The organism is Micromonospora echinofusca (genome assembly GCF_900091445.1).
GTDB classification, from domain to species: domain Bacteria; phylum Actinomycetota; class Actinomycetes; order Mycobacteriales; family Micromonosporaceae; genus Micromonospora; species Micromonospora echinofusca.
Genome location: NZ_LT607733.1, coordinates 4,625,059 through 4,648,700, shown reverse-complemented (window position 1 = coordinate 4,648,700; position 23,642 = coordinate 4,625,059). Strand labels below are relative to the sequence as shown.

At 74.1% G+C, this 23,642-nt stretch carries 25 protein-coding genes and 1 pseudogene; 12 read left to right on the top strand and 14 right to left on the bottom strand.

The annotated features are described in order from the left end of the window. Positions 1-1,182 (top strand): acetoin utilization protein AcuC, encoded by a 1,182-nt coding sequence (locus GA0070610_RS19755; protein WP_089001405.1) that lies wholly within the window; start codon positions 1-3, stop codon positions 1,180-1,182. 25 nt (positions 1,183-1,207) lie between these two features. Then, positions 1,208-3,763, top strand: a complete 2,556-nt coding sequence (locus GA0070610_RS19750) for a bifunctional acetate--CoA ligase family protein/GNAT family N-acetyltransferase (protein WP_089001404.1) — start codon at positions 1,208-1,210, stop codon at positions 3,761-3,763. A 49-nt stretch (positions 3,764-3,812) separates the two neighbouring features. Here GA0070610_RS19750 and GA0070610_RS19745 read toward each other — a convergent pair whose 3' ends face one another. From GA0070610_RS19745 to sigB, 4 genes and pseudogenes are all read right to left on the bottom strand, one after another. Next, on the bottom strand, positions 3,813-4,220 hold the full coding sequence (locus GA0070610_RS19745; RefSeq protein WP_089001403.1) for a VOC family protein: 408 nt from the start codon (positions 4,218-4,220) through the stop codon (positions 3,813-3,815). After that, positions 4,217-4,599, bottom strand: a pseudogene (locus tag GA0070610_RS19740) (SRPBCC domain-containing protein). The gene GA0070610_RS19745 and the pseudogene GA0070610_RS19740 overlap by 4 nt, the downstream one beginning before the upstream one ends. Before the next feature lie 119 nt (positions 4,600-4,718). Further along, a complete protein-coding gene (locus GA0070610_RS19735; RefSeq protein WP_197697907.1) occupies positions 4,719-5,129 on the bottom strand; it encodes an ArsR/SmtB family transcription factor in 411 nt (136 codons plus the stop codon). 110 nt (positions 5,130-5,239) lie between these two features. Then, positions 5,240-6,256: an RNA polymerase sigma factor SigB gene (gene sigB / locus GA0070610_RS19730; RefSeq protein ID WP_392567260.1), complete on the bottom strand. Its 1,017-nt coding sequence runs from the start codon at positions 6,254-6,256 to the stop codon at positions 5,240-5,242. 248 nt (positions 6,257-6,504) lie between these two features. Here sigB and GA0070610_RS19725 point away from each other — a divergent pair, with 248 nt between their 5' ends. Then, positions 6,505-7,293 carry a sporulation protein gene (locus tag GA0070610_RS19725; RefSeq protein ID WP_089001401.1) on the top strand — a complete coding sequence of 263 codons (789 nt, stop codon included), beginning with the start codon at positions 6,505-6,507 and terminating at the stop codon, positions 7,291-7,293. Positions 7,294-7,392: 99 nt separating this feature from the next. Here the strand turns inward: GA0070610_RS19725 and dtd are convergent, their stop codons facing one another. Beyond that, positions 7,393-7,815, bottom strand: coding sequence for a D-aminoacyl-tRNA deacylase (gene dtd, locus GA0070610_RS19720; RefSeq protein WP_089001400.1), 423 nt, complete (start codon positions 7,813-7,815; stop codon positions 7,393-7,395). Continuing rightward, a complete protein-coding gene (locus GA0070610_RS19715; protein WP_172896559.1) occupies positions 7,815-9,299 on the bottom strand; it encodes a DUF7782 domain-containing protein in 1,485 nt (494 codons plus the stop codon). The genes dtd and GA0070610_RS19715 overlap by 1 nt, the downstream gene beginning before the upstream one ends. Before the next feature lie 138 nt (positions 9,300-9,437). On the opposite strand from GA0070610_RS19715, the gene GA0070610_RS19710 reads away from it, so the two are divergent. Further along, a complete protein-coding gene (locus GA0070610_RS19710) occupies positions 9,438-10,019 on the top strand; it encodes an HhH-GPD-type base excision DNA repair protein (RefSeq protein WP_172896558.1) in 582 nt (193 codons plus the stop codon). 56 nt (positions 10,020-10,075) lie between these two features. Further along, positions 10,076-11,314, top strand: a complete 1,239-nt coding sequence (locus GA0070610_RS19705; RefSeq protein ID WP_089001398.1) for a low temperature requirement protein A — start codon at positions 10,076-10,078, stop codon at positions 11,312-11,314. A gap of 10 nt (positions 11,315-11,324) precedes the next feature. Here GA0070610_RS19705 and GA0070610_RS19700 read toward each other — a convergent pair whose 3' ends face one another. Both GA0070610_RS19700 and GA0070610_RS19695 read right to left on the bottom strand, forming a co-directional pair. After that, the gene (locus GA0070610_RS19700) at positions 11,325-11,636 is read right to left on the bottom strand and encodes a hypothetical protein (RefSeq protein WP_089003622.1); all 312 of its coding nucleotides are present in this window, start codon (positions 11,634-11,636) and stop codon (positions 11,325-11,327) included. Positions 11,637-11,649: 13 nt separating this feature from the next. Next, positions 11,650-11,934, bottom strand: a complete 285-nt coding sequence (locus GA0070610_RS19695; RefSeq protein ID WP_231925747.1) for a hypothetical protein — start codon at positions 11,932-11,934, stop codon at positions 11,650-11,652. Positions 11,935-12,037: 103 nt separating this feature from the next. Here GA0070610_RS19695 and GA0070610_RS19690 point away from each other — a divergent pair, with 103 nt between their 5' ends. Further along, entirely contained in the window at positions 12,038-12,397 is a 360-nt protein-coding gene (locus tag GA0070610_RS19690; RefSeq protein WP_172896557.1) for a DUF3099 domain-containing protein, read from the top strand. A 57-nt stretch (positions 12,398-12,454) separates the two neighbouring features. On the opposite strand, the gene GA0070610_RS19685 is transcribed toward GA0070610_RS19690, so the two are convergent. Together GA0070610_RS19685 and GA0070610_RS19680 are read right to left on the bottom strand one after the other, a co-directional pair. Further along, complete coding sequence (locus tag GA0070610_RS19685) at positions 12,455-13,351, bottom strand: carbohydrate kinase family protein (RefSeq protein ID WP_089001396.1); 897 nt, start codon at positions 13,349-13,351, stop codon at positions 12,455-12,457. Then, positions 13,348-14,277 carry a pseudouridine-5'-phosphate glycosidase gene (locus GA0070610_RS19680; RefSeq protein WP_089001395.1) on the bottom strand — a complete coding sequence of 310 codons (930 nt, stop codon included), beginning with the start codon at positions 14,275-14,277 and terminating at the stop codon, positions 13,348-13,350. The genes GA0070610_RS19685 and GA0070610_RS19680 overlap by 4 nt, the downstream gene beginning before the upstream one ends. Before the next feature lie 87 nt (positions 14,278-14,364). On the opposite strand from GA0070610_RS19680, the gene GA0070610_RS19675 reads away from it, so the two are divergent. From GA0070610_RS19675 to GA0070610_RS19665, 3 genes are all read left to right on the top strand, one after another. After that, complete coding sequence (locus tag GA0070610_RS19675; RefSeq protein ID WP_089001394.1) at positions 14,365-14,583, top strand: DUF3039 domain-containing protein; 219 nt, start codon at positions 14,365-14,367, stop codon at positions 14,581-14,583. Between the two features lie 40 nt (positions 14,584-14,623). Continuing rightward, complete coding sequence (locus GA0070610_RS19670; RefSeq protein ID WP_089001393.1) at positions 14,624-15,274, top strand: trimeric intracellular cation channel family protein; 651 nt, start codon at positions 14,624-14,626, stop codon at positions 15,272-15,274. 168 nt (positions 15,275-15,442) lie between these two features. Beyond that, the gene (locus tag GA0070610_RS19665; protein ID WP_089001392.1) at positions 15,443-17,173 is read left to right on the top strand and encodes a DEAD/DEAH box helicase; all 1,731 of its coding nucleotides are present in this window, start codon (positions 15,443-15,445) and stop codon (positions 17,171-17,173) included. Between the two features lie 264 nt (positions 17,174-17,437). Here the strand turns inward: GA0070610_RS19665 and GA0070610_RS19660 are convergent, their stop codons facing one another. Both GA0070610_RS19660 and GA0070610_RS19655 read right to left on the bottom strand, forming a co-directional pair. Next, positions 17,438-17,671, bottom strand: a complete 234-nt coding sequence (locus GA0070610_RS19660) for a DUF7455 domain-containing protein (protein WP_074474066.1) — start codon at positions 17,669-17,671, stop codon at positions 17,438-17,440. A 244-nt stretch (positions 17,672-17,915) separates the two neighbouring features. Continuing rightward, positions 17,916-19,523 carry an RNA polymerase sigma factor gene (locus GA0070610_RS19655; RefSeq protein ID WP_089001391.1) on the bottom strand — a complete coding sequence of 536 codons (1,608 nt, stop codon included), beginning with the start codon at positions 19,521-19,523 and terminating at the stop codon, positions 17,916-17,918. Between the two features lie 288 nt (positions 19,524-19,811). Between GA0070610_RS19655 and GA0070610_RS19650 the strand changes: the two genes are divergently transcribed. After that, complete coding sequence (locus GA0070610_RS19650; RefSeq protein WP_089001390.1) at positions 19,812-20,627, top strand: inositol monophosphatase family protein; 816 nt, start codon at positions 19,812-19,814, stop codon at positions 20,625-20,627. Between the two features lie 44 nt (positions 20,628-20,671). Here the strand turns inward: GA0070610_RS19650 and GA0070610_RS19645 are convergent, their stop codons facing one another. Next, positions 20,672-21,187 carry a LytR C-terminal domain-containing protein gene (locus GA0070610_RS19645; protein ID WP_172896695.1) on the bottom strand — a complete coding sequence of 172 codons (516 nt, stop codon included), beginning with the start codon at positions 21,185-21,187 and terminating at the stop codon, positions 20,672-20,674. Positions 21,188-21,621: 434 nt separating this feature from the next. Between GA0070610_RS19645 and GA0070610_RS19640 the strand changes: the two genes are divergently transcribed. Both GA0070610_RS19640 and GA0070610_RS19635 read left to right on the top strand, forming a co-directional pair. Beyond that, positions 21,622-21,918, top strand: a complete 297-nt coding sequence (locus GA0070610_RS19640) for a DUF4193 domain-containing protein (RefSeq protein ID WP_007075406.1) — start codon at positions 21,622-21,624, stop codon at positions 21,916-21,918. A gap of 138 nt (positions 21,919-22,056) precedes the next feature. Further along, positions 22,057-23,016: a hypothetical protein gene (locus GA0070610_RS19635; protein ID WP_231925746.1), complete on the top strand. Its 960-nt coding sequence runs from the start codon at positions 22,057-22,059 to the stop codon at positions 23,014-23,016. Positions 23,017-23,096: 80 nt separating this feature from the next. Here the strand turns inward: GA0070610_RS19635 and GA0070610_RS19630 are convergent, their stop codons facing one another. Continuing rightward, positions 23,097-23,597: a DUF3093 domain-containing protein gene (locus GA0070610_RS19630; RefSeq protein ID WP_089003619.1), complete on the bottom strand. Its 501-nt coding sequence runs from the start codon at positions 23,595-23,597 to the stop codon at positions 23,097-23,099. Between the last annotated feature and the right edge of the window lie 45 nt (positions 23,598-23,642).

Genomic DNA, 23,642 nt, shown 5'->3' with positions numbered 1-23,642 from the left:
ATGTCCGACGACACGGTGGTGGTGTGGGACGAGTCCCTGCTCGCCTACGACATGGGTGATCATCCCCTCGACCCGGTACGGGTGGAGTTGACCTTCGCCCTGGCCCGGGAGTTGGGCGTCCTCGCCCGTCCCGGGGTGCGGCTGGTCAAGCCGGAGCCGGCCGACGACGCGCTGCTGAGCCGGGTGCACGACCCGCGCTACCTCGCCGCGGTGAAGGTCGCCCCCCGCGACCCGCTCTTCGCCGGTTTCGGCCTGGGCACCTCCGACAACCCGGTCTTCGAGGGGATGCACGAGTCCAGCGCGCTCGTGGCCGGCGCCACGGTGGCGGCGGCCGAGGCGGTCTGGCGGGGCGAGGCCCGGCGGGCGGTCAACGTGGCCGGCGGCCTGCACCACGCCATGCCGGCCCGCGCCGCCGGGTTCTGCGTCTACAACGACCCGGCGGTGGCGATCGCCCGCCTGCTCGACCTGGGCGCCGAGCGGGTCGCGTACGTGGACGTGGACGTGCACCACGGCGACGGGGTGCAGCAGGTCTTCTGGAACGACCCGCGGGTGCTCACGGTCAGCGTGCACGAGACACCGCTGGCGCTCTTCCCGGGCACCGGCTTCCCCGACGAGACGGGCGGGCCTGGCGCCCAGGGCAGCGCCGTCAACCTCCCGCTGCCGCCGGGCGTGGACGACGCCGGCTGGCAGCGCGCCTTCCACGCGGTGGTGCCGTCGGTGCTGCGCGCGTTCCGGCCGCAGGTGCTGGTGACCCAGTGCGGCGCGGACGGGCACCGCCTCGACCCGCTCGCCGACCTGAACCTCTCCGTGGACGGGCAGCGCGCCACCTACCTGGCCCTGCGGGCGCTCGCCGACGAGTTGTGCGAGGGTCGCTGGGTGGCCACCGGCGGTGGCGGGTACGCGCTGGTGGAGGTGGTGCCCCGGGCCTGGACGCACCTGCTCGCGGTGGCCGCCGGTGACCCGGTCGATCCGGCGACGCTGACCCCGCCGGCGTGGCGGGAGTTGGCCGCCGCGCGCCGGCCGGGCCGGCAGATCCCGTTGCGGATGACCGACGACGTCGACCCGGCGTACGAGCCGTGGCAGCCGACGGGGGAGCCGAGCGCGGTGGACCGGGCGATCGCGGCGGCCCGCAAGACCGCCTTCCCGCTGTTCGGGCTCGACCCGCACGACCCACGCGACTGAACCGGTGCCGGAAGGGACCGCACAGGTGACCACGGTGGAACAACCGGCGGACGTGCTGCTCAGCGACGGCACCACCGTGCAGCTGCGCCCGATCCGCCCGTCGGACGGGCCGGGCGTCGTGGCGATGCACTCCCGCTTCTCGGAGCGCACCCGCTACCTGCGCTACTTCTCGCCGTACCCGCGCATCCCGGAGCGGGACCTGCAACGCTTCGTCAACGTCGACCACCGCGACCGGGAGGCGTTCGTGGTGCTGGTCGGCGACCGGATCGTCGCCGTGGGCCGCTACGAGCGGCTCGGCCCGGAGGCGCCCGAGGCCGAGGTGGCGTTCGTGGTGGAGGACGCCTACCAGGGCCGGGGCATCGGCTCGGTGCTGCTGGAGCACCTGGCCGACGCGGCCCGCCGCAACGACATCGCCAACTTCGTGGCCGAGGTGCTGCCGGCCAACGGCGCGATGCTGCGGGTCTTCTCCGACTTCGGCTACCAGGTCCAGCGGCAGTTCGCCGACGGCGTGGTCCATCTGACCTTCCCGATCGCCCCCACCGACGCGACGCTGGAGGTGCAGCGCGGCCGGGAGCACCGCACCGAGGCCCGCTCCGTCGCCCGCCTGCTCGCCCCTCGTGGCGTCGCCGTCTACGGCGCCAGCGCCACGGGGCAGGGCGTCGGCGCCGCGGTGCTCGGGCACCTGCGCGACGGCGGCTACACCGGCGCGGTGGTTCCGGTGCATCCGAGCGCGGCGTCGGTCGCCGGGCTGCCCGCGTACCCCTCGGCGGCCGATGCCGGCGTGCCGGTCGACCTGGCGGTGGTGGCGGTTCCGCCGGAGGCGGCGACGAAGGTGGTCGCCGACGCGGCCGCCGCGGGCGCGCACGGCCTGGTGGTCATCTCGGCGGGCTTCGCCGAGGCCGGCGGGGAGGGCGCGGCCGCGCAGCGCGCGCTGGTCCGCGCGGCGCACGCGGCGGGCATGCGCGTGGTCGGCCCGAACTGCCTGGGGGTGGCCAACACCGACCCGGCCGTACGCCTCAACGCCACGCTCGCCCCCCGGCTGCCGGTGCCCGGTCGGGTGGGCATCTTCAGCCAGTCCGGCGCGTTCGGGGTGGCGCTGCTGGCCGAGGCGGACCGGCGCGGGCTGGGGCTGTCGAGTTTCGTCTCGGCCGGCAACCGGGCCGACGTCTCGGGCAACGACCTGCTCCAGTACTGGCAGGACGACCCCGGCACCGACGTGATCATGTTGTACCTGGAGACCTTCGGCAACCCGCGCAAGTTCGCCCGGCTGGCCCGCCGCATCGGCCGGGACAAGCCCGTCGTGGCGCTGGCGTCGCCGGCCCGGCCGCCGGGGGTGGGCGACTCGGCAGGCCCGGACGAGGTGGCGGTCGCCGCGCTGTTCGCCCACTCGGGCGTGATCCGGGTGGACACCGTCGCCGAGCTGCTCGACGTCGGGGTGCTGCTGGCCCATCAGCCGCTGCCCGCCGGGCCGCGCGTCGGCGTGGTCGGCAACTCCTCGGCGCTGACGGGGTTGGCCGCCACCGCCTGCGCCGCGCAGGGGCTCACCGTCGCCACCGGCTACCCGCGCGACGTCGGCCCGCGCGCCGGCGCCGCCGAGTTCGCCGCCGCGCTCGCCGAGGCGGGCGCCGACGACGAGGTGGACGCCCTGGTGGTGGTGTTCGCCCCGCCGCTGCCCGGCCAGCTCACCGACACCGAAGCCGACTTCACGGCCGCGCTGCCGAGCGCGTTCGCCGCCGGCAAGCCGGCCGTGGCGACGTTCCTGGCCGGCCGGGCGCCCGCCGGGGTGCCCGCGTACCCGAGCGTGGAGGAGGCCGTGCGTGCCCTCGCCCGGGTCGGCGCGTACGCCGACTGGCTGCGCCGGTCCGCCGGGGTGCCGCCGGAGCTGACCCGGGTGGACCGTTCGGCGGCGCACGCCGCCCTGCGCCCGGAGGCCCTCGATCCGGCAAGGCTGCTCGCGGCGTACGGGATCGACGTGGTCGAGTCGGTGCCGGCGCGCTCGGCCGGGGAGGCCGCCGAGGCGGCGGGGCGGCTGGGTTTCCCGGTGGCCCTCAAGGCCGCCGCCCCCGGCCTGCGGCACCGCCTCGACCTCGGCGCGGTCCGGCTCGACCTGCCCGACGCGGCCACGGTCCACCGCGCGTACGCGGAGATGTCGGCGCTGTTCGGCGCGGACGTCCTGGTGCAGCCGATGGTCCCGCCCGGCGTGGCCTGCGTGGTCGAGCTGGTGGAGGACCCGGCGTTCGGCCCGGTGGTCGGCTTCGGGCTGGGCGGCGTCGCCACCGAGCTGCTCGGCGACCGGGCCTGGCGGTCGGTGCCGCTGACCGACCTGGACGCCGCCGAGCTGGTCGACGAGCCCCGGGCGGCGCCGCTGCTGCGCGGGCACCGGGGCGCGGCGCCGGTGGACCGGGCGGCGCTGGCGGAGCTGTTGCTGCGGGTCGGCCGCCTCGCCGACGAGCAACCCCGGGTGCGCGCGCTGACGCTCAATCCGGTGCTCGCCCGCCCCGACGGCTTCTCGGTGCTGCACGCCACCGTCCGGGTCGGCTCCGCCGTGGCCCGCCCCGACACCGGCCCCCGTCGCCTGTGAGGAGGGCCCCTGCGCCGCGTGCGCAGGGCGCCCTCCGGCGGTGCGGCGCTCAGGCCCGCTCGGAGATCTGCTGCACCGCCCAGGCGTTGTCGTCGGGGTCGGCGAAGTGGATGAAGCCGACGTTGTCCAGCGGGTCGGGCACCGGGCGGGGGTTCTCGCCGACGACCTGGATCTCACTGACCTCGACGCCGCGCTCGACCAGCTCGGCCCGCGCTTTTCGCAGGTCAGGCACGACGAGCTGGAGGCCCTTGAGCGAGCCGGGGGGCATCTCCGGCACCACCCCCTTGCCGATCACGATGGAGCAGCCGGAGCCCGGCGGGGTCAGCTGCACGATCCGCGCGTCGTCGTCGATCACCGTGTCGTGGTCGACGGCGAAGCCGAGCCGGTCGGCGTAGAACGCCTTGGCGCGGTCCACGTCGGAGACCGGCACGATCACCACTTCCAGGGTCCAGTTCATGCTGTCGCTCCTCCTGTCGTCGTTGGCCGGCCCAGCAGGTCGGCGAGGCGGGTGAAGCTCTCGCCGACGCCCCGGGCCATCGGGTAGCGCAGCACCCTGTCGCGGCCCGAGGGGGTGGCGTAGCGCAGCGTGCTGGTGACGGTGGTGCGCCCGACGAGTTCGGCGAACTCGTGGGTGATCAGGGTCTCGCCCGGATAGGACTGGTCGTCGAAGAGTTCGGTGAGGACCAGTCGCCGGGGCGGGTCGATCCGCCGGTACACCCGCTCTGGCCCATCCGCTCCCCGCCCGGGCCCTGCGAGACGAAGCGCCACCGTCCGCCCACGCGCAGGTCCACCTCGCACTCGACCAGCCGCCAGCCGCGCGCGCCGTACCAGCGCACGAGCAGCTCCGGGCGGGTGAAGGCGGCGAAGACCAGGGGCGCGGGCGCGTCGAACAGCCGGCTCAACACGATCTCCCGGTCGCCCGGCGCGTGGACCACCAGTGGGTCGCCGTCGCCGGTCACCGGGTGGCGTCCGGGGTGTCGTCGCGCCCGGTGCCGGCGGGGTCGCCGGCCCTCCGGTCGGTGGGCTGGAGGTCGTCGAGCAGGGCGTCGAGGCGCTGGTAGCTCTCCGCCCAGTAGCCCCGGTAGCCGGCCAGCCAGGCGGTGGCCTCCCGCAACGGGCCGGCCTCCAGGCGGCACGGGCGACGCTGGCCGTCGCGGCCCCGGCTGACCAGCCCGGCGCGCTCCAGCACCCTGAGGTGCTTGGAGACTGCCGGCTGGCTCATCGCGAAGGGCGCCGCCAGCTCGGTCACGGTGGCCTCGCCGGCCGCCAGGCGGGCCAGGATGGCCCGCCTGGTCGGGTCGGCCAGGGCCGCGAAGGTCGCGTCCAGCAGGTCGGCGCGCACGATTCGATAACCTCCCGGTTCAATAACCAGATGGTTTTATATCCCGGCGGCGCCGCCGGGGCAAGCACCGTCCCCGCGCCGGACGAACGCGAGGCCCCGGCGAACCGCCGGGGCCTCGCGTGGCGCAGGGAACGTCAGCAGGCGTACGCCTCCAGGCGCTGCGCCCGCTCCGGGTCGCGCAGCTTCAGCAGGGTCACCTTCTCGATCTGCCGGATCCGCTCCCGCGACAGGCCGAACTCCCGACCCACCTCGTCGAGGGTGCGCTGCCGGCCGTCGTCGAGGCCGAAGCGGAGCCGGATCACGGCCTGCTCCCGCTGGGAGAGGGTGGACAGCACGATGCTCACCTCGTTGCGCAGCTCACCCTGCGCGGCGGCGTCGCCCGGCTCGGCGCTCGGGTCGACGGCGGCCACGAAGTCGCCGAGCGCGCTCTCGCCGTCCTCACCGACCGCCTGGTCGAGGCTCACCGGCTCCCGGTCGTACGAGATCAGCTCGATCACCTGGAACTCCGGGATGTCCATGGCCCGGGCGACCTCGGCGACGGTGGGCTCGCGGCCCAGCGAGACGGAGAGCTCGCGACGGGCCCGGACCATGCGGTTGACCTGCTCGACCATGTGCACCGGGATGCGGATCGTGCGGGCCTGGTCGGCCATCGCGCGGGTGATCGCCTGCCGGATCCACCAGGTGGCGTACGTGGAGAACTTGTAGCCCTTGGCGTAGTCGAACTTCTCGACCGCGCGGATCAGGCCGAGGTTGCCCTCCTGGATCAGGTCGAGGAAGGCCATGCCGCGGCCGGTGTAGCGCTTGGCGATGCTGACCACCAGGCGCAGGTTGGCCTCCAGCAGGTGGTCCTTCGCGGCCCGACCCTGCGCGACGATCAGCTCCAGGTCGGCCCGCAGCTCCGTCGAGACGGGGGTGCAGGTCGCCAGTTTCTCCTCGGCGAACAGACCGGCCTCGATCCGCTTGGCGAGGTCGACCTCCTGGGCGGCGGTCAGCAGCTTCGTGCGACCGATCCCGTTCAGGTATGCCCGGACCAGATCCGTGGAGACGCCGCGCTCGTCGGTGGCGTCGAGGTCGGTCAGGGTGTCGGTGGCGCTCGCGGCCTCGGTGGTGCCGGCCGGGCGCGTCCGGTGCTCCGTCATCTGTTGGGCCATCTCAGTTCTCCCCGTGTCCACGTCTGTGCCGTTGGTTCCGGCCCAGTGGTGCCGGTGTGACACACAGCTTGGCGGGCGGGGCGTGAAACGGGAGTGAGGCGATCGGGGACCCGACAATGAACGCGTCGATGGCCTGCTCAGCGTACGCGGCTCGTCGCCGAGCGGATGTTGCCGCAGGCGGTTACCGTGCCAGCGGTCGGCCGGCGTCGCCGGCGACACGGCGCAGCGAACTGGTCAAGGAGGTTGGTGTGGTCTTCAAGCGGCTCATGCAGGCGATGGGTGTGGGTGGCCCGTCGGTGGAAACCGTGCTGGCGAACCCGAACTGCCGCCCCGGCGGGCAGTTGGAGGGCGTCGTCCACGTGGCCGGCGGCGACCACCCCGTCGACGTGGAGTACGTCGCCCTGGGCCTGGTCACCCGGGTCGAGGTGGAGAGCGGCGACAACGACTACGAGACCACGCAGGAGTTCCACCGGCAGGCCGTGACCGGCGCGTTCCGGCTCGACGCGGGGCAGCGCCACGACATCCCGTTCCGCTTCCCCGTGCCGTGGGAGACGCCGCTCACCGAGCTGTACGGGCAGCACCTGCACGGCATGACGATGGGGCTGCGTACGGAGCTGGAGGTGGCCCGCGCGGTCGACAAGGGCGACCTGGACGCGGTGGCGGTGCACCCGCTGCCGTCGCAGCAGAAGATCCTGGAGGCGTTCCTGCGGCTGGGCTTCCGGTTCGCCCGCGCCGACGTGGAGCGGGGCCACATCTACGGCGTACGGCAGAGCCTGCCCTTCTACCAGGAGATCGAGTTCTACCCGGCGCCGCAGTACGCCGGGGCGATCAACCAGCTGGAGGTCACCTTCGTCACCGACCCGCAGCAGATCCAGGTGGTGCTGGAGCTCGACAAGCGCGGCGGGCTGTTCACCGAGGGACGCGACGCGTTCGGCCGCTTCACCATCGACCACGCCGCCGCCGAGCGCACCGACTGGGCCGCCCAGCTCGACGGCTGGATCCGCCAGTCGCTCCAGCGCCGCGGTCTCTTCTCCTGACCCCTGCCCCGACCTCTCCGCCGCGCACGAGGGCGACGGGACGGGGCCCTCGCGGCCGTCGTCCCCGTGACCGGCGAGGAGGGGCGGGAGTGCGGGCGCTCAGAGGTCGAGCAGCACCGTACGGGGGCCGACGTTGACGCTCTCGACCAGCATGTGGGCGCGGAAGCGGCCGGTCTGCACCTTCGCGCCCCGGGCGCGCAGCGCCTCCACGACCGCCGTCACCAGGGGCTCCGCGACCTCCGCCGGGGCGGCCGCCGTCCAGCTCGGACGGCGGCCCTTGCGGGCGTCGCCGTAGAGGGTGAACTGGCTGACCACCAGGATCGGCGCGCCGGTGTCCGCCGCGGACCGCTCCTCGTCGAGGATCCGCAGCTCGTGCACCTTGCGGGCCATCGTGCGGGCGGTCTCGACGGTGTCGGTGTGGGTCACCCCGAGCAGCACCAGCAGCCCGTCGTCGATCGCGCCGACCACCTCGCCGTCGACCGTCACGCCGGCGCGGCCGACGGTCTGCACCACGGCCCGCATCAGTCGGCCACCGGCTCGATGAAGCCGCGCTCGACGAGGTGCGCGACGATCGGCCCGGCCGCCTCGGCCAGCTCCCCGGGGGCCACGTCGTGCGCGGCGGCGAGCAGGGCGAGCTGGTCGCGCAGCGGCAGCCGCCCGTCGGCCCCGCCGACCAGGGCCAGGACCAGTGGGTCGATCTCCTCGGTCCAGCGCAGGCCGTGCGGCATGGCCAGCACCTGCCGGTCCACCGCCCAGCCCTCGTCGCCCATCGTGGCCTCCTGCCGCAGCTGGAGCCCGTCGGCGGCCCGGAACCGGGCGGCGAGCAGCCCGTCAATGTCGCGGTCGCGCAGCCAGTCCTGGCGGTCGAACCACGCGCCGACCCGGTCGCCGAGCGGCGCCTGCACCCGCTGGCGCAGGTCCTCCACCCGCAGGACCGGGTCGTCGTGGCCGGAGCGGCGCAGCGAGACGATGCCGAAGCCGACCGCCTCCACCTTGTGCGCGTCGAACCAGTCCAGCCAGTCCGCCATCCGGCGCGGGTCGGCCGCCTCGCCCACGTCGGTGAGCCACAGGTTGACGTACGCCATCGGGTCGGCCACCTCACGCTGGATGACCCAGGCGTCCAGCCCCGTGCCGGCGAACCAGCCGGTCACCCGCTCGGCCCAGTCCTCCCCGGCGACGTGCACCCAGTTGGCCAGGTACTGCATGGTGCCGCCCTCGGTCAGCAGGCCGGGCGCGGCGGCGGCCAGCTCGGCGCCGATCGCGTCGCCGACCCGCCCCGAGTCGCGGTAGACGTGCGTCGTGGTGCCGGGGCCCACCACGAACGGCGGGTTGCTCACCACCAGGTCGAAGCGCCGCCCGGCGACGGGGGCCACCAGGTCGCCGCGGAGCAGCTCCCAGTCCTGGCCGTTGAGCGCGGCCGTGGTGGCGGCGAAGCGCAGCGCCCGCGCCGAGAGGTCCGTGGCGGTGACCCGCCCCGCGTGGGTGGCCAGGTGCAGGGCCTGCACGCCGGACCCGGTGCCCAGGTCCAGCGCGGTCTCGACGGGCCGGCGTACGGTCGCGCCGATCAGCGTCTGCGTCGCCCCGCCGATGCCGAGGACGTGCTCGGCGTGCAGCGGGCGACCGGGCCGGGCGCTGGCGGGCACGTCGGCGAGGACCCACCAGTCGTCCCCGTACGGCTCCAGGTCCACGCCCATGCGCAGGCCGTCGCCGTGCCGCTCGACCAGGCCCCCGGCGAGCGCCTCGTCCAGCGACAGCGGCGCCAGCGCGGCGGCCACGGCGGCCTCCGGCTCGGTCTGCTCGCAGATGAACACGCGGATCAGGGTGCCGAGCGGGTCGCGGTCCTCGGTGGCGCGCAGCGCCGCCCGGAAGTCGTTGCGGGCGACCCCGCCGGTGGCCTGCGCGCCGAGCCGGCTGGCGATGCCGTTCGAGGTGAATGCCGCCCGGGTCAGCGCGGTCCGCAGCGCCTCGACGCCGGCGGGGGAGAGCAACATGTCGTGTCCGTCCACGTCGCCATCCTGCCTGGTGCGCGGCGCGGGCACGCGGCCACCCGGCGATCCTCCGGTCCACCTCCCGCGACCCGTGGGCGGTACGCGAACGCGCGTGTCCGGGCACCGGCCGGTCGGCGTGGTGACAGCATTGACGCCATGACGCTCGCACTGCCCATCGACCCGGAGGCCAACCGGCTGCTGGAGCGCAGCCCGCTGGCGCTGCTGCTCGGCATGGTCCTCGACCAGCAGGTGCCGATGGAGAAGGCGTTCTCCTCGCCGTACTTGCTGGCGCAGCGCCTCGGGCGCGAGCTGGACGCCCGGGAGCTGGCCGGGTACGACCCGGAGGCGCTGGTCGCCCTCTTCGCCCAGCCGCCGGCGCTGCACCGGTTCCCGAAGGCCATGGCGGCCCGGGTGCAGGAGGTGTGCCGGGTCCTCGTCGACCGGTACGACGGCGACGCCGCCCGGCTCTGGTCCGACGCCGCCGACGGCCGGGAGCTGCTGCGCCGCATCGCCGACCTGCCCGGCTTCGGCGCGCAGAAGGCGCAGATCTTCCTCGCGCTGCTCGGCAAGCGGTTCGGGGTCACGCCGGCGGGCTGGCGGGAGGCGGCCGGCGGATACGGCGACGCGGACGCCCACCGGTCGGTGGCCGACGTGACCGACGCCGACTCGCTGCGTCGGGTGCGCGAGTACAAGCAGCAGATGAAGGCGGCGGCGAAGGCGAAGACCGTCGGGGGCTGACGCAACCGTCAGGTAGGGCCGGTCGTTGTAGCCAGGATGGTGACGACGGGCAGCCGATGACGGACGAACGCGCCGGGCGGCTGCTGCGGCCGGAGGAGAGTTCGCCCCGGGCCACCTTCCTCGAACTCTTCTTCGACCTGGTCTTCGTCTTCGCGTTGACCCGGGTCTCGATGCGCCTGATCGACGGCACCGGTGGCTCCGTCGGGACGCTGCTCGCCGAGATCGCGCGTACGGGCGTGCTCTTCCTCGCCCTGTGGCTGCTCTGGTCGATCACCACCTGGGTCACCAGCCGGTACGAGCCGGAGCGACCGGTGATCCAGTTCGTGGTGGTCGGGTCGATGTTCGGCGCGATGGTGATGGCCGTGGCGCTGCCCCGGGCGTTCGAGGACCGGGCCCTGGCGTTCGTGCTGGCCTACCTGGCGGTGATGGTCGTCCGGCCGCTGATCATCGGTACGGCGCTGCGCGGTCACCCCCGCCGCGCGGTGCCGCTGCGACTGCTTGCCTGGGCGGTCCTGGGTGCCGTGCCGTGGCTGGTCGGGGCGTTCGGGCCGGAGCACCTGCGCCTGCCGGTCTGGGTGCTCGCCGTCGCCGTCGACTACACCGGGCTGCTGCTCGGCTGGCCGTTGCCCCGGTTGGGTCCGGCGCGCACGGCCGGCTGGCTCATCGCCGGTGAGCACCTGGCCGACCGGTACCAGCAGATCTTCCTCATCTCGCTGGGGGAGACCATCCTGGTGATCGGGCTGACGTACAGCGGCGCGGAGTTCACCGCCGACCGGGCCGGCGCCTTCACGGTCGCCTTCGTCACCACGGCCCTGCTCTGGCGGATCTACTTCCACCGGGCGGGTCACCTGCTCGGCGAGGCGCTGCGGGTGGCCCGGTCGCCCGGGCGGCTCGGCGCCTCCGCCAGCAGCACCCACCTGATCATCGTGACCGGCGTGCTGAGCACCGCCGTCGGCTACGAACTGGTGATCGCGTATCCGCACGGACGGACCGACCCCACCTGGTTGGTCTTCATCGTCGGCGGCCCGGCCATCTTCCTGGCGGCCCGGTCCCGCTTCGAGTACGAGATCTTCGGCCGGGTGTCGTGGTCGCGGGTGGGCGGCCTGCTGGTGCTGCTCCTGCTGTCACCGGCGTTCACCCTGGGGCCACCCACGATGGCGCTGGCGGGGGCCGCCGTGGTGCTGGCGGCGGTGGCGTTCGCCGACGCGCGGCGCAGCAGGGGCCGCCCGTCCGAGATGGCCGCGTCGCCGCTCGGACACGGCGGGACCGGCGGGGGTGAGTTTCCCGCGCCGTGATCCGGTGGGGTCAGGCGGCGGTCGGTCGGGAGAGGGCGGCCAGGGCCCGCCGGACGTCGGCGAGGGAGACCGTGGCGGAGTCGTCCAGGTCGGCCAGGCCGGCCTCGATCCACTGCCGCATGAGCGTGGTGACCCCGATGCCGCGCGCGTCGGCGGCGGCGCGGACCCGCTCGTACGTCTCCAGCGGCAGGCGCACCGAGCGGCTGACCATGGGGGTGTCGGTGTCGGGGGCGGGCAGCTCCACCTGTGGGCTCCCGTCGATCAGCTCCGCGAGCCGGCCACCGCCGCTGTGGAACTGCTTGGTCGCGTCGTTACGGTTCATCGTCACCGCCTCCTCATCGAGATCTCCGCACGGCCTCGTCGTAGCGCTTCGCCTCGACGTCGCTCAGCTCGCGGGCGGAGAGGATGTCCCAGTCGTTGTCGGTGCCGTCGGCCTCGGCGAGCAGCACGGCCAGTCGGCGCCCCCGGCGGGCGGCGGCGTAGACGACCATCACGTCGTCGCCGAGGTGCCGGATCACCCGGCGGGTGCTGTGCAGCGCCTCCCAGACTTCCCCGGGCGTGACGTCGTAGACCCTCAGGTTGGCCAACGCCTCGTCGGTGAAGCTGAACCTGCTGCCCACGGCGCGAGCGTACCACGCAGGTAACACGAGGCCGGGTCGAGCGATTCTCGCTGATCACGCGCCGGAGGTGTCAGGATGGGGCGTAACCCCCTCGAGGAGGTCCATGGTGAAGCGTCAGGCGTACCAGCCGATCCTGATCACCGACGCCTCGCGCAGCCAGGACGACCAGCTCACCAGCCGTCAGAAGCGCTACGTGCTGATGATGGGCATCCGGGTGGCCTGCGTGATCGTCGGTGCCGTCCTGGTCGGCGTGCAGGCCCCACTGCTCTGGCTCTGGCTGCCGATGGTGGCCCTGGGCATGGTGCTCATCCCGTGGCTGGCGGTCCTGCTGGCCAACGACCGCCCGCCCAAGGAGCAGCACCGGCTGGCCAACCGGTTCCAGCCGCGGCACCGCGACGAGACCCCGCCGATGAGCCTCACCGCCCAGGAGCGCCCCCACAAGATCATCGACGCCGAGCCCTGACCCACCCGCCCCGCCGGGGGAGGCCCGGCGCCCGCACCTGCCCGGCAGGCCAGCAGGTCACGGAGCGGGGCGGGCGCCGATCTGCGAGACCGCGAGGGCGCCGAGGTCGCCGGCGCGGCCCAGCGCCACCGTCGGCTTGGCGCCGTCGAGCCAGGCGGCCAGCAGCCCGGCCGCGAACGCGTCCCCGGCGCCGGTGACGTCGACCACCGCCACCCGGCGGGCCGGCGCGACGGCGACCGAGGCTGCCCGGTCCACCCAGACCGCCCCGGCGGCGCCCTGCTTCACGACGATCCGCCGGGCGGTGGCCGACAGGACCCGCCCCTGCGCCGCCGGGTCCAGCCCGCCGGCCAGCACCGTCGCCTCGTCGGCGTTGACCAGGAGCAGGTCGACCCCGCGTACCCAGGACAGGAAGGCCGCCGCGCCGACCCGCCGCAGCGGGGCGGCGGAGGCCGCGTCGACGCTGGTGCTGAGACCACGCTCGCGGGCGGCGGCCAGCGCCCGCAGTCCCGCCGGTCGGGACTCGTCGTCCAGCAGGGTGTACCCGGACAGGTGCAGGTGCCGCGCGTCCGGCACCGCGGCCAGCGCCGCGTCGACGTCGCGCGGGGCCAACCGCAGGTTCGCGCCCCGCTCGGTGACCATCGACCGCTCCCCGGCCGTGGCCAGCACGATGACCGTCCCGGTGGCGCGGTCGGGGCACACGGTCGTCGCGCAGTCGACCCCGGCGCGCTCCAGCTCGGCCACCCGGTCCCGGCCGGCGTCGTCGTCGCCGACGGCACCGACCAGCGTGACCGGTACGCCCTGGGCGGCGAGCCAGGCCGCCGTGTTGGCGGCCTGCCCGCCGCCGCTGAACCGGATCGCCGCAGGGGTGTCCGACCCGGTGGCCAGGGGCCCGGCCAGCACCGCCACCACGTCGGTGATCAGGTCACCGACGACGAGGACGCGGCCTGCGCTCATGCCCCGGCGCGCCGGGCGGCCGCGGCGACGGCGATCCGGGCGGCGAGGTCGGCGTTGCGCAGGATGATCCGGACGTTGACCGCCAGGCTCGCCCCCTCGGTCGCCGAGTGGAAGTGCGCGAGCAGGTAGGGCGTCACGGCCTTGCCGGTCACCCCGTCGCGCTCCAGCAGGGCCAGCCCGTCGGCGAGGGTCCGGTCGTGCAGCTGCGGGTCGAGCTGCTCGTCGGTCGGCAGCGGGTTGGCCACGATCAGGCCGCCGTGGTGCACGCGCTGCTGTTCCCGGGCCACCAGCACGTCCGCCACCTGCTCGGCCGACTCCAGCGACCAGTCCAGGTCGAAGCCGCCGTCGGTGATGAAGAAGCCGGGGAAGCGCCGCGTCCCGAAGCCGACGACGCCCACGCCGAGGGTCTCCAGCCGCTCCAGGGTGGCGCCCACGTCGAGGATCGACTTGACCCCGGCGCAGACCACCGCGATCGGCGTACGGGCCAGGGTGACCAGGTCGGCCGACTCGTCGAAGGTCTGCGCCGCCTCCCGGTGCACCCCGCCGAGGCCGCCGGTGGCGAACACGGCGATCCCGGCGGCGGCGGCCACCGCGCTGGTCGCGGCCACGGTCGTGGCGCCGTCCGCGCCGGTCGCGGCGGCGAGGGCGAGATCGCGTACGGAGAGCTTGGCGACCCCGTCGACGGTGGCGAGCCGGGTCAGCTCCGCGTCGTCGAGGCCCACCACGAGCCGCCCGCCGACCATGCCGATGGTCGCCGGTACCGCGCCCGCGTCCCGGACGGCCTGCTCGATCTCGCGGGCCACCCGCAGGTTGTCCGGCCGGGGCAGCCCGTGCGAGACGATGGTGCTCTCCAGGGCGACGACGGGACGCCCGTCGCGCAGGGCGTCGGCAACCTCGCTGCCGTAGCGGATGTGAAAGTCGGTCACGTCACCACCGTACGGCCCTCGTCCGGGCGACCTGTAGTGGACCGGAGCGGGGGTGACCTGCCAGACTTGACGGTCGGAGGTGCAGAAGTGAGCACAGAGGTTCTCGAGCGTCCGGAGCTGAAGGACGCCGACACCGGTCCCGAGATGTTCCACTACGTGCGCAAGGAGAAGATCGCCGAGAGTGCCGTCATGGGCACGTTCGTCGTCGCGCTGTGCGGGGAGACCTTCCCGGTCACCAAGGCCGCCAAGCCCGGCTCGCCGGTCTGCCCGAAGTGCAAGGAGATCTACGACTCCTGGGGCGAGTGAACGTGGGCGACCCTCCGGGTCGCGCACGTAACCTTCGCCGGTGACCACCTCCACCGCCCTGCTCCTCGCCGACCTCACCGGGGTGGCGGTCTTTGCCGCCTCCGGGGCCTCCGCGGCGGTGGCCAAACGGCTCGACCTCTTCGGCGTCGTCTTCGTCGGCTTCGTGGCCGCGCTCGGCGGCGGGATCTTCCGTGACCTGGCGATCGACGAGGCGCCGCCGCTGGCCTTCGGCGACTGGCGGTACGCCGCGACGGCCGCCGTCACCGCCGCCGCCGTCTTCTGGCTGCATCCCCAGTTCGCCCGGCTGCGCACCACCGTGCTGGTGCTCGACGCGGCCGGGCTGGCGCTGTTCACCGTCACCGGCACGGTCAAGGCCCTCGACGCCCAGGTGCCGGCGGTGGGGGCCTGCGTGATCGGCATGCTCACCGCGATCGGCGGCGGCCTCGGCCGCGACCTGCTCACCGCCGAGATCCCGGTGGTGCTGCGGCGGGAGATCTACGCCGTCGCCGCGCTCGTCGGCTCGATCCTCGTGGCCCTGCTGGACGCGCTCGGGCACGCCAACGCCGTCTGGCTGACCGCGGCGGCGGTCGTGGTCTTCCTGCTGCGCCTGGTGGCGCTGCGACGGCGCTGGTCGGCGCCGGTGGCCACCCTGCGTCCCCCGCGTACGGGGACCCCCGGCAACCGCCCCTGACTCCGGTGACGGATGTGACCAGCGTGGTGTCGGCTGGGTCGGGCGGGCCGCGCTGGTTATGCTGAGTCGGCCTTCGCGGCACCACCTGCGCGGAGGCGTTTTCATGGGCGGCGGTACCCGTGGCCCTCGCCCGGGGTCCGCCGTCAGGCGGTCGGAGAGGAGCTTCCCGTGGCGGCCCGGATGCCGGCGATCGAGACGTTTCCGGCACTGCGTGCGTGGCAGCGCAAGGCACTCGTGGAGTACCTGCGCCGGCGGGACCCCGACTTCACGGCGGTCGCCACCCCGGGCGCCGGAAAGACCACCTTCGCCCTGCGGATCGCCGCCGAGCTGCTCGCCGACGGCACCGTCGAGGCGGTGACCGTGGTGGCGCCGACCGAGCACCTGAAGACCCAGTGGGCACAGGCGGCGGCCCGGGTCGGCATCCAGCTCGACGCCGCGTTCCGCAACGCCGACCTGCACTCCTCCGCCGACTTCCACGGCGCCGTCGTCACGTACGCGCAGGTCGGCATGGCACCCCAGGTGCACAAGCGGCGCACCCTCACCCGGCGCACCCTGGTCGTCCTCGACGAGATCCACCACGCGGGGGACAGCCGCTCCTGGGGCGACGGGGTGAAGGCGGCCTTCGAGGGCGCCGAGCGCCGGTTGATGCTGACCGGGACGCCGTTCCGCTCCGACGACAACCCGATCCCGTTCGTCAGCTACGAGCGGGGCGGCGACGGCCTGCTGCGCTCGCGCGCCGACTCGGTCTACGGCTACGCCGACGCGCTGCGCGACGGCGTCGTACGGCCCGTGCTCTTCCTGGCGTACTCGGGGGAGACCCGGTGGCGCACCAACGCCGGGGACGAGCTGGCGGCGCGCCTCGGCGAGCCGATGACCCAGGACCTCGTGGCGCAGGCGTGGCGTACGGCCCTGGACCCGGCGGGCGACTGGATGCCGCAGGTGCTGCGGGCCGCCGACGCCCGGCTGACCGTCCTGCGCAACGCGGGGATGCCCGACGCCGGCGGGCTGATCATCGCCAGCGACCAGCAGACCGCCCGCTCGTACGCGAAGCTCATCGAGCAGGTCACGGGCGAGCGCGCGGCGGTGGTGCTCTCCGACGACGTGGGCGCCTCGGCGCGGATCGCGACGTTCGCGGCGTCCGAGCAGCGCTGGCTGGTGGCGGTCCGGATGGTCTCCGAGGGCGTGGACATCCCCCGGCTGGCCGTCGGCGTCTACGCGACCAGCGCCAGCACCCCGCTCTACTTCGCGCAGGCGATCGGCCGGTTCGTCCGCGCCCGCCGCCCCGGCGAGACCGCCTCGGTCTTCCTGCCCAGCGTGCCGCACCTGCTCGGGCTGGCCAGCGAGATGGAGGCCGAGCGGGACCACGTCCTCGGCAAGCCCAAGGACCGTGAGGGCTTCGACGACGACCTGCTGGAGCGCGCCCAGCGCGACGACCAGGCCAGCGGCGAGCTGGAGAAGCGGTTCGCCGCGCTCTCCGCGACGGCCGAGCTGGACCAGGTGATCTTCGACGGCGCCTCGTTCGGCACCGCCGCCCAGGCCGGCACCCCCGAGGAGGAGGAATACCTCGGCCTGCCCGGGCTGCTCACCGCCGACCAGGTGGCCCTGCTGCTCACCAAGCGCCAGCAGGAGCAGCTCGCCGCCCAGCGGCGCCGGGCCACCCGGCCCGCTGAGGCGGCCGCTGAGGCCCCCACGGCGCCGCCGGTACCGATGAGTGCCGCCCAGCGTCGGGTCGCCCTACGCCGCCAGCTGAACGCCCTCGTGGCCGCCCGGCACCACCGCACGGGGCAGCCGCACGGGAAGATCCACGCGGAGCTGCGCCGCCTCTGCGGCGGCCCGCCGAGCGCCCAGGCCACCATCGAGCAGCTCGAGGAACGCATCGCCACCGTCCAGACCCTCTGACGGCGGCCGGATCACCGCCGCCGGCACGTCGGACGCCTTCCGTGAGAGCGCCGCCTCCGGTCGGAGGGCCGCCGTCCGGCCTGAGGGGGCCAACGGCCAGGAACGCGTTCGGCCCCGGGGAGGCCGCCGGTCGACGGGACGCCGCCCGGTCCTAGGGACGCTGCCAGCTCGTAGGGACGCCATCGGCCCGAAGGACGCGAAAAGCCGGCCGGAGGCCCCTTGCGGGGGCCTCCGGCCGGCTATGTCGTGGATCCGCGGAATCTCTCAGTTCGCCATCAGATCGGCGCCACGCCAGCTGAACTCCGGGTCCGTCGCGAATCGTACGGTGATCTTCACGAGATCCTCCGCGTACTTGTTCGCGTGGTGCCCACAGAACACCAACTCGCTCCCACCCGCCAGAGTGATCCGGAGCTTGCCGGCAGCATTGCAGCGGTCGCACCGTTCATCGGCGGCTGGGGGAGCCACCGTCTCGGGCGGCGGCGTGAGGGTCGGGGTCATCGCCTTCCTCCTCTGGTCGTCACCGATGAACAATCTCTTCGGTCGTTGCTCACCTATCGTGCAACACCCTGTCCCGGCGCTGCCTTCCCTGTGTGCCCGCGGGGGACCGAGGTCACACATGGCACGGACAGTGTGCCGTGCACCAAGGGTGCCACGTCAACGATCACAATCGTGCAACCGGACGGTCACCTTCCGACGTTGCACGCCAGGTGATCAAAACGACACGTTCGGTTGACGATCGCGATCAGTCCAGGTAGTCGCGCAGCACCTGCGAACGCGACGGGTGGCGCAGCTTGGACATCGTCTTGGACTCGATCTGCCGGATGCGCTCCCGGGTCACCCCGTAGACCTGGCCGATCTCGTCCAGCGTGCGCGGCTGGCCGTCGGTCAGGCCGAAGCGCAGGCGTACCACGCCCGCCTCACGCTCGGACAACGTCTGGAGCACCTGCTGGAGCTGGTCCTGCAGGAGCGAGAACGAGACCGCGTCGACCGCGACCACGGCCTCCGAGTCCTCGATGAAGTCGCCGAGCTGGCTGTCGCCCTCGTCACCGATGGTCTGGTCCAGCGAGATGGGCTCCCGGGCGTACTGCTGGATCTCCAGCACCTTCTCCGGTGTGATGTCCATCTCCTTGGCGAGCTCCTCCGGGGTGGGCTCGCGGCCCAGGTCCTGGAGCAGCTCGCGCTGGATGCGGCCGAGCTTGTTGATGACCTCGACCATGTGCACCGGGATGCGGATGGTGCGGGCCTGGTCGGCCATCGCGCGGGTGATCGCCTGCCGGATCCACCAGGTGGCGTACGTGGAGAACTTGTAGCCCTTGGTGTAGTCGAACTTCTCGACCGCGCGGATCAGGCCGAGGTTGCCCTCCTGGATCAGGTCGAGGAAGGCCATGCCGCGGCCGGTGTAGCGCTTGGCCAGCGAGACGACCAGCCGGAGGTTGGCCTCCAGCAGGTGGTTCTTGGCGCGCTCGCCGTCGCGCGAGATCCAGCCCAGGTCCCGCTGCATCTCGCGGGTGAGCTTCTCCTCGCCCTCCTCGGACGCGCGCAGCCGCTCGGCGGCGTAGAGCCCGGCCTCGATCCGCTTGGCCAGCTCCACCTCCTGCTCGGCGTTGAGTAGCGGGACCTTGCCGATCTGCTTGAGGTACGCCCGGACGGAGTCGGCGGAGGCGGTCAGCTCCGCGTCGCGGCGGGCCTGCTTGAGCGCCTCCGACTCCTCGTCGTCCCACTCGAAGTCGTTGTCGCTGGCCGAGTTGGCGGCGTCGGTCTCGGCGGCCCGGGTCAGCTCCGCGGGCTCCTCGACGACCACGTCCTCGATCTCGGCGGCCAGCTCCTCCGGGTCGATGTCGCCTTCGCCCTCGCCCTTGGCCTTGCCGCCGGCCTTGGTCGGCTTGGCGCCGGCAGCCGCGACCGTCGCCTTGGTGGCCCGGGTCGACTTGGTCGCCTTCGCCGGCGCGGCGGCCTTGGCGGCCACCTCGGCGGTGGTGCCGGCGGCCTTGCGGGGGGCGGCCTTGCGTGGGGCGGGCGCCGGGGCCTCGGCGGCGGCGGGCGCCTGCTTCGGGGCGGGCGCGACGGCCTTCTTGGTGGTCTTGGCGGTGGTGGCCCGGGACGCCGGGGTGGCCGATCGAGCGGCGGCGACGCGGCGGCGGGTGCTCGCCGAGCCGTCCACCACCACGGTCACTCCCGCCTCGGAGAGCGCCCGCAGGATCTTCTTGGCCTGGGCCGGAGTCACCTCGGCGGACTCGACGGTGCGCGCGAGCTGAGCCGACGTGAGCTGACCACCGGCGCTCTGCGCGTGGGCGATCAGAGTGTCGGTGAGCGAGCGAACGTCGGCGCCGGTCTGGCGGGGTTCTGTCACGAATGACCTTCCGGAGGCGAAGAGCGAGCACGGCCGGGTCGTCCGACGCAGAGCGGGGCACCTTGCCGGGCGATGTGGTTGAGGGACCCCCGTGTCCCGGGCCGGCCGGTCGTTGGCGGTCCGTCGCAGCGTGGGCAGGGGTGAATTGTAACGCCGTCTGCGGCGATCATCCGTCGCCGCACGGCGGACCGGCGGCGGGGGCCGCCGATTCGACGCAGATGTGGACTTTGTAAGGATGGTACCGCGCGTGGCCCGGAACACCCCGGCCGTGTGGGAAGGGGACGAACGATGGATCGCTCGACGCCGTCGGAACTGCTGGAGATTGCGGTCGACGTGGCCCGCGACGCGGCCGCGACCGCGCACCGGATGCGGGTCGAGGGCGTCTCGGTGGCCGCCACCAAGAGCACGGTCACGGACGTGGTGACCGCCGCCGACCGGGCGGTCGAGCGGCAGGTGATCGACGCGCTGCGCCGGCTGCGGCCGGGCGACGCCGTCCTCGGCGAGGAGTACGGGGCGGGCGAGACCGGCCCGGTCGGCCCGGGCGGGGTCCGCTGGATCGTGGACCCCATCGACGGCACCGTCAACTACCTCTACGGGATCCCGCACTGCGCGGTGTCGCTCGCCGCCGAGGTCGACGGCCAGGTGGTCGCCGGGGTGGTGCGCAACGTCAGCACCGGCGAGGAGTGGACGGCCACCGTCGGCGGGGGCGCCTGGCGTGCCGGCGAGCGGCTGCGCTGCTCCACGGAGACCGACCTCGGCCAGGCGCTGGTCGCCACGGGGTTCGGCTACGACCCCGGGCGCCGGGCCCACCAGGCCCGGGTGGTCGCCGAGCTGATCCCGCACATTCGCGACATCCGCCGCTTCGGCGCCGCCGCGCTGGACCTCTGCCTCGCGGCGGAGGGGCGGGTGGACGCCTACTACGAGAAGGGGCTCGCCGCCTGGGACCAGGCCGCCGGCGCCCTGGTCGCGACCGAGGCCGGGCTGCTGGTCGCCGGGCTGGGCGGACTGCCGGCCGGCCCGGACCTGGTGATCGCCGCGCCGTCGGCGCTGTTCAAGCCGCTGCACGACCGCCTCGCCGACCTGGACGCCTCGGGCGGTCCCTGACGGCCGGTGCCGCGCCCCCGGCGGGAACCGGGGGCGCGGCGCGGTCAGTCGTCCTGCGGCATCGGGCAGGAGCCGGCCGGCGCGACCGGCGCGCCGAGGTCGCCCAGGGACTGGTTGACCTCGGTGGTGGTGGCGAGCTGCTGGAAGCCGCTGCCGAGCACCACGTCGACGACGTCGTCGGTGCGCTTGGCGTCGTAGTCGTACTCGGCGTTGTCGAGGAAGTAGGCCCGCAGCAGGTGCGCCGAGCCCACCCCCTTGGGGCCGTAGCGCAGGACCGCGATGTCGTCGATCTGCTTCTTCTCGTCGCCGAACTTCTTCACCTGGAACTTCCGGTTGCGGAAGTCGTCGGCGATGGACGTGGCCAGGCCGATCCGGTCCGTGCCGTTCAGCACGTTGATCTTGACGTCCTTGGGTTCCCGCAGGGTCACGTCGGCCAGCGGCCAGCCCTCGGGGCAGCCGCCGGCGAGGCCGGCGCTGCTCTGGGTGTCGCGGACCAGCGCGACGACCACGAAGACGAGGGCCAGCACCGCCAGCAGGCCGACGACAACGAGTGCTCGCACTCGCGCAAAGCTCATCAGGGTGCTCCCCGGACAGTGGTGGGTGGTGGCGGCCGCCGGGTGGACGGGCCGCCCCGCCGGCCGTCGAGTACGCCGCTGAGGTTAACGGTTGTCCGGCCGTCGCGTGGAAACAGCCGGACATGCCGGCGCGCCATCCGGGAACCGGGTAGTACTACCCCTATCTTCGTGTCGCCTGAGTCACATTGGGAACAACTTCGCGTGCGGGGGCGTACATCTCAGCCACGAGGGCGGTATACATGCCTCGCCCAAAGGGGGGGTATGTTCCGCGCTCGCCGGGTGTTCCTTGGGGATGCCTCCGTCCGTGCTGTCTTCGGGTCGGGTGACCGACACAAGTGGTGGCCGGCCAGCGGAACCGAAACAGCGTCGTCCGGCGTTACAACCGGAAGCGACAACATCGATATGGGAGAGTGAAACCGATGGCCACCGACTACGACGCCCCGCGTCGCGACGAGGTCGACCTCGGCGAGGACAGCCTGGAAGAGCTCAAGGCCCGACGCGTCGACTCACAGTCGGGCGCCGTGGACGTCGACGAGGCCGAGGTGGCCGAGAGCTTCGAGCTGCCCGGCGCCGACCTGGCGGACGAGGAACTGACGGTCAAGGTGCTGCCGATGCAGCAGGACGAGTTCCGGTGCGCCCGCTGCTTCCTCGTGCACCACCGCAGCCAGTTGGCGGTGGAACGCAACGGCGAGCTCATCTGCCGCGAGTGCGTCTGACATCGTGCGTCCGCACCAGCGGCGGCTCCCTCGCCGGGGCCGCCGCTGATCGAGTCGCCGTGCGGTACTCCCGGGGACCTGCTTGACTCGTTGACGGGTGACCGTCAGGTCGACGTCGGTCCATTCGGGAGGTCGGGCATGAGCGAGCGGAGCGAGTCCGGCGGCGTGCGGGGCACCGACCCGCCCCGCGCCGGCGTCGTGGGCGACCCCGGTGCGCGGGGCGACCACGCCGACACCGTGCCCGCACGCGGTGACCACGCCGACACCGTGCCCGCAGGCGGTGACCACGCCGATACCGCGCCCGCAGGCGGTGACCACGCCGACGTCGCGTCCGCGTCCGGCGCGGACGAGCTGGGCGCCACCGTCGCGGCGCTGACCGCCGACGACGTCGAGCCGGCCCGCCGGCGGCAACTGCTCGGCCGACTCGTCGGACAGGCGCGCGCGCGTGGGCTGACCGATCTGTTCAAGCCGAAGAGCGCGGTGCGCTGGATGGTCGACACGGTCGCCGAGATCGCCCCCCACGTGCCCGTACGCGACCTGGCCACCCTGCGTCGGCACTTCGACGGCCTGGACGGCGAGGAGCTGGCCGAGCGGCTGGTGCGCAACGCCGCGCGGACGACCGCCGGGATCGGCGCCGCCGGCGGAGGAGTGGCGGCGGTCGAGTGGGCGGTCGCCCCGACCCTGCTCTCCGCTCCGGTCCTGCTGGCGGCCGAGACGGTCGCCGTGGTGGCCGTGGAGCTGAAGCTGATCGGCGAACTGCACGAGGTCTACGGGGCGCCGGTGCCGACCGGCGGCACCCAGCGGGCGGTCGCGCTGGTGCAGTCCTGGGCCGGGCAGCGGGGGATCAACCCGATGATGCCCGGCGTCGGGGTGGGCGCCGTGCTGGGTACCGCCGCGCGCAAGGAACTGCGCGACACCCTGCTCAAGCGCTTCGGCCGCAACCTGACCACCCTCGGCCCCTTCCTCACCGGGGCGGCGGTGGCCAGCTACCTCAACCGCCGGGCCACCCGGACGATGGCGGACCAGCTCCGCAGCGACCTGCGTCGCCGGTCCAAGGCCCTGCCGGGCGGCCCGCCGGCCCTCCCCGGCGCCGACTGACCGGCCGGGAGCAGGTCCGACAGCGGCCGGGACGACTCAGGCACGGGCGGCCCCGGCACCACCGAGGCGTCGCGGCGGGTTCAGGGCCGGGCGGCGTCGCGGGCGGCGAGGAGCGCCTCGGCCAGCTCGACCGGGCGGCGGGTGCTGACCACCCAGAACGGGGTGGGGTCGGCCGGGTCGTCGAGGACCACCTGGACGGCGCCGGGGACCCACGGCCGCTGCACCACGAACGCCAGCGGGTCGGCGCCGACCCCGAGCACCTCACGCCGGCCGGCGGCGTCCAACGGGACGACGTCGGCGACGAACCGGACCGGCAGCCGGGCGTCGTCCACCCGCAGTTCGCCGTCGCGTACGGCGATCCTGATCCGGCCGAGCCAGACCAGGCCGGCGACGGTCGCCGGCAGCAGCACCACGAACGGCAGCCAGGCGCGCACGCCGGGCGCGCCCATCCAGACCTCCAGGGCGAGCAGCGCCGCCGCGCCCAGCCCGCCCAGCCACAGCCACCAGGGCAGAGTGAGCCGCTCGGCGTACTGCGGGGGGCTCGCGGCGGCCGGCGCCGGGGAGGGCGAGGATGGTGACAGGCTCACTCCTGCCAGGGTACGGCGCACGAAGCCCGACGGAACCGG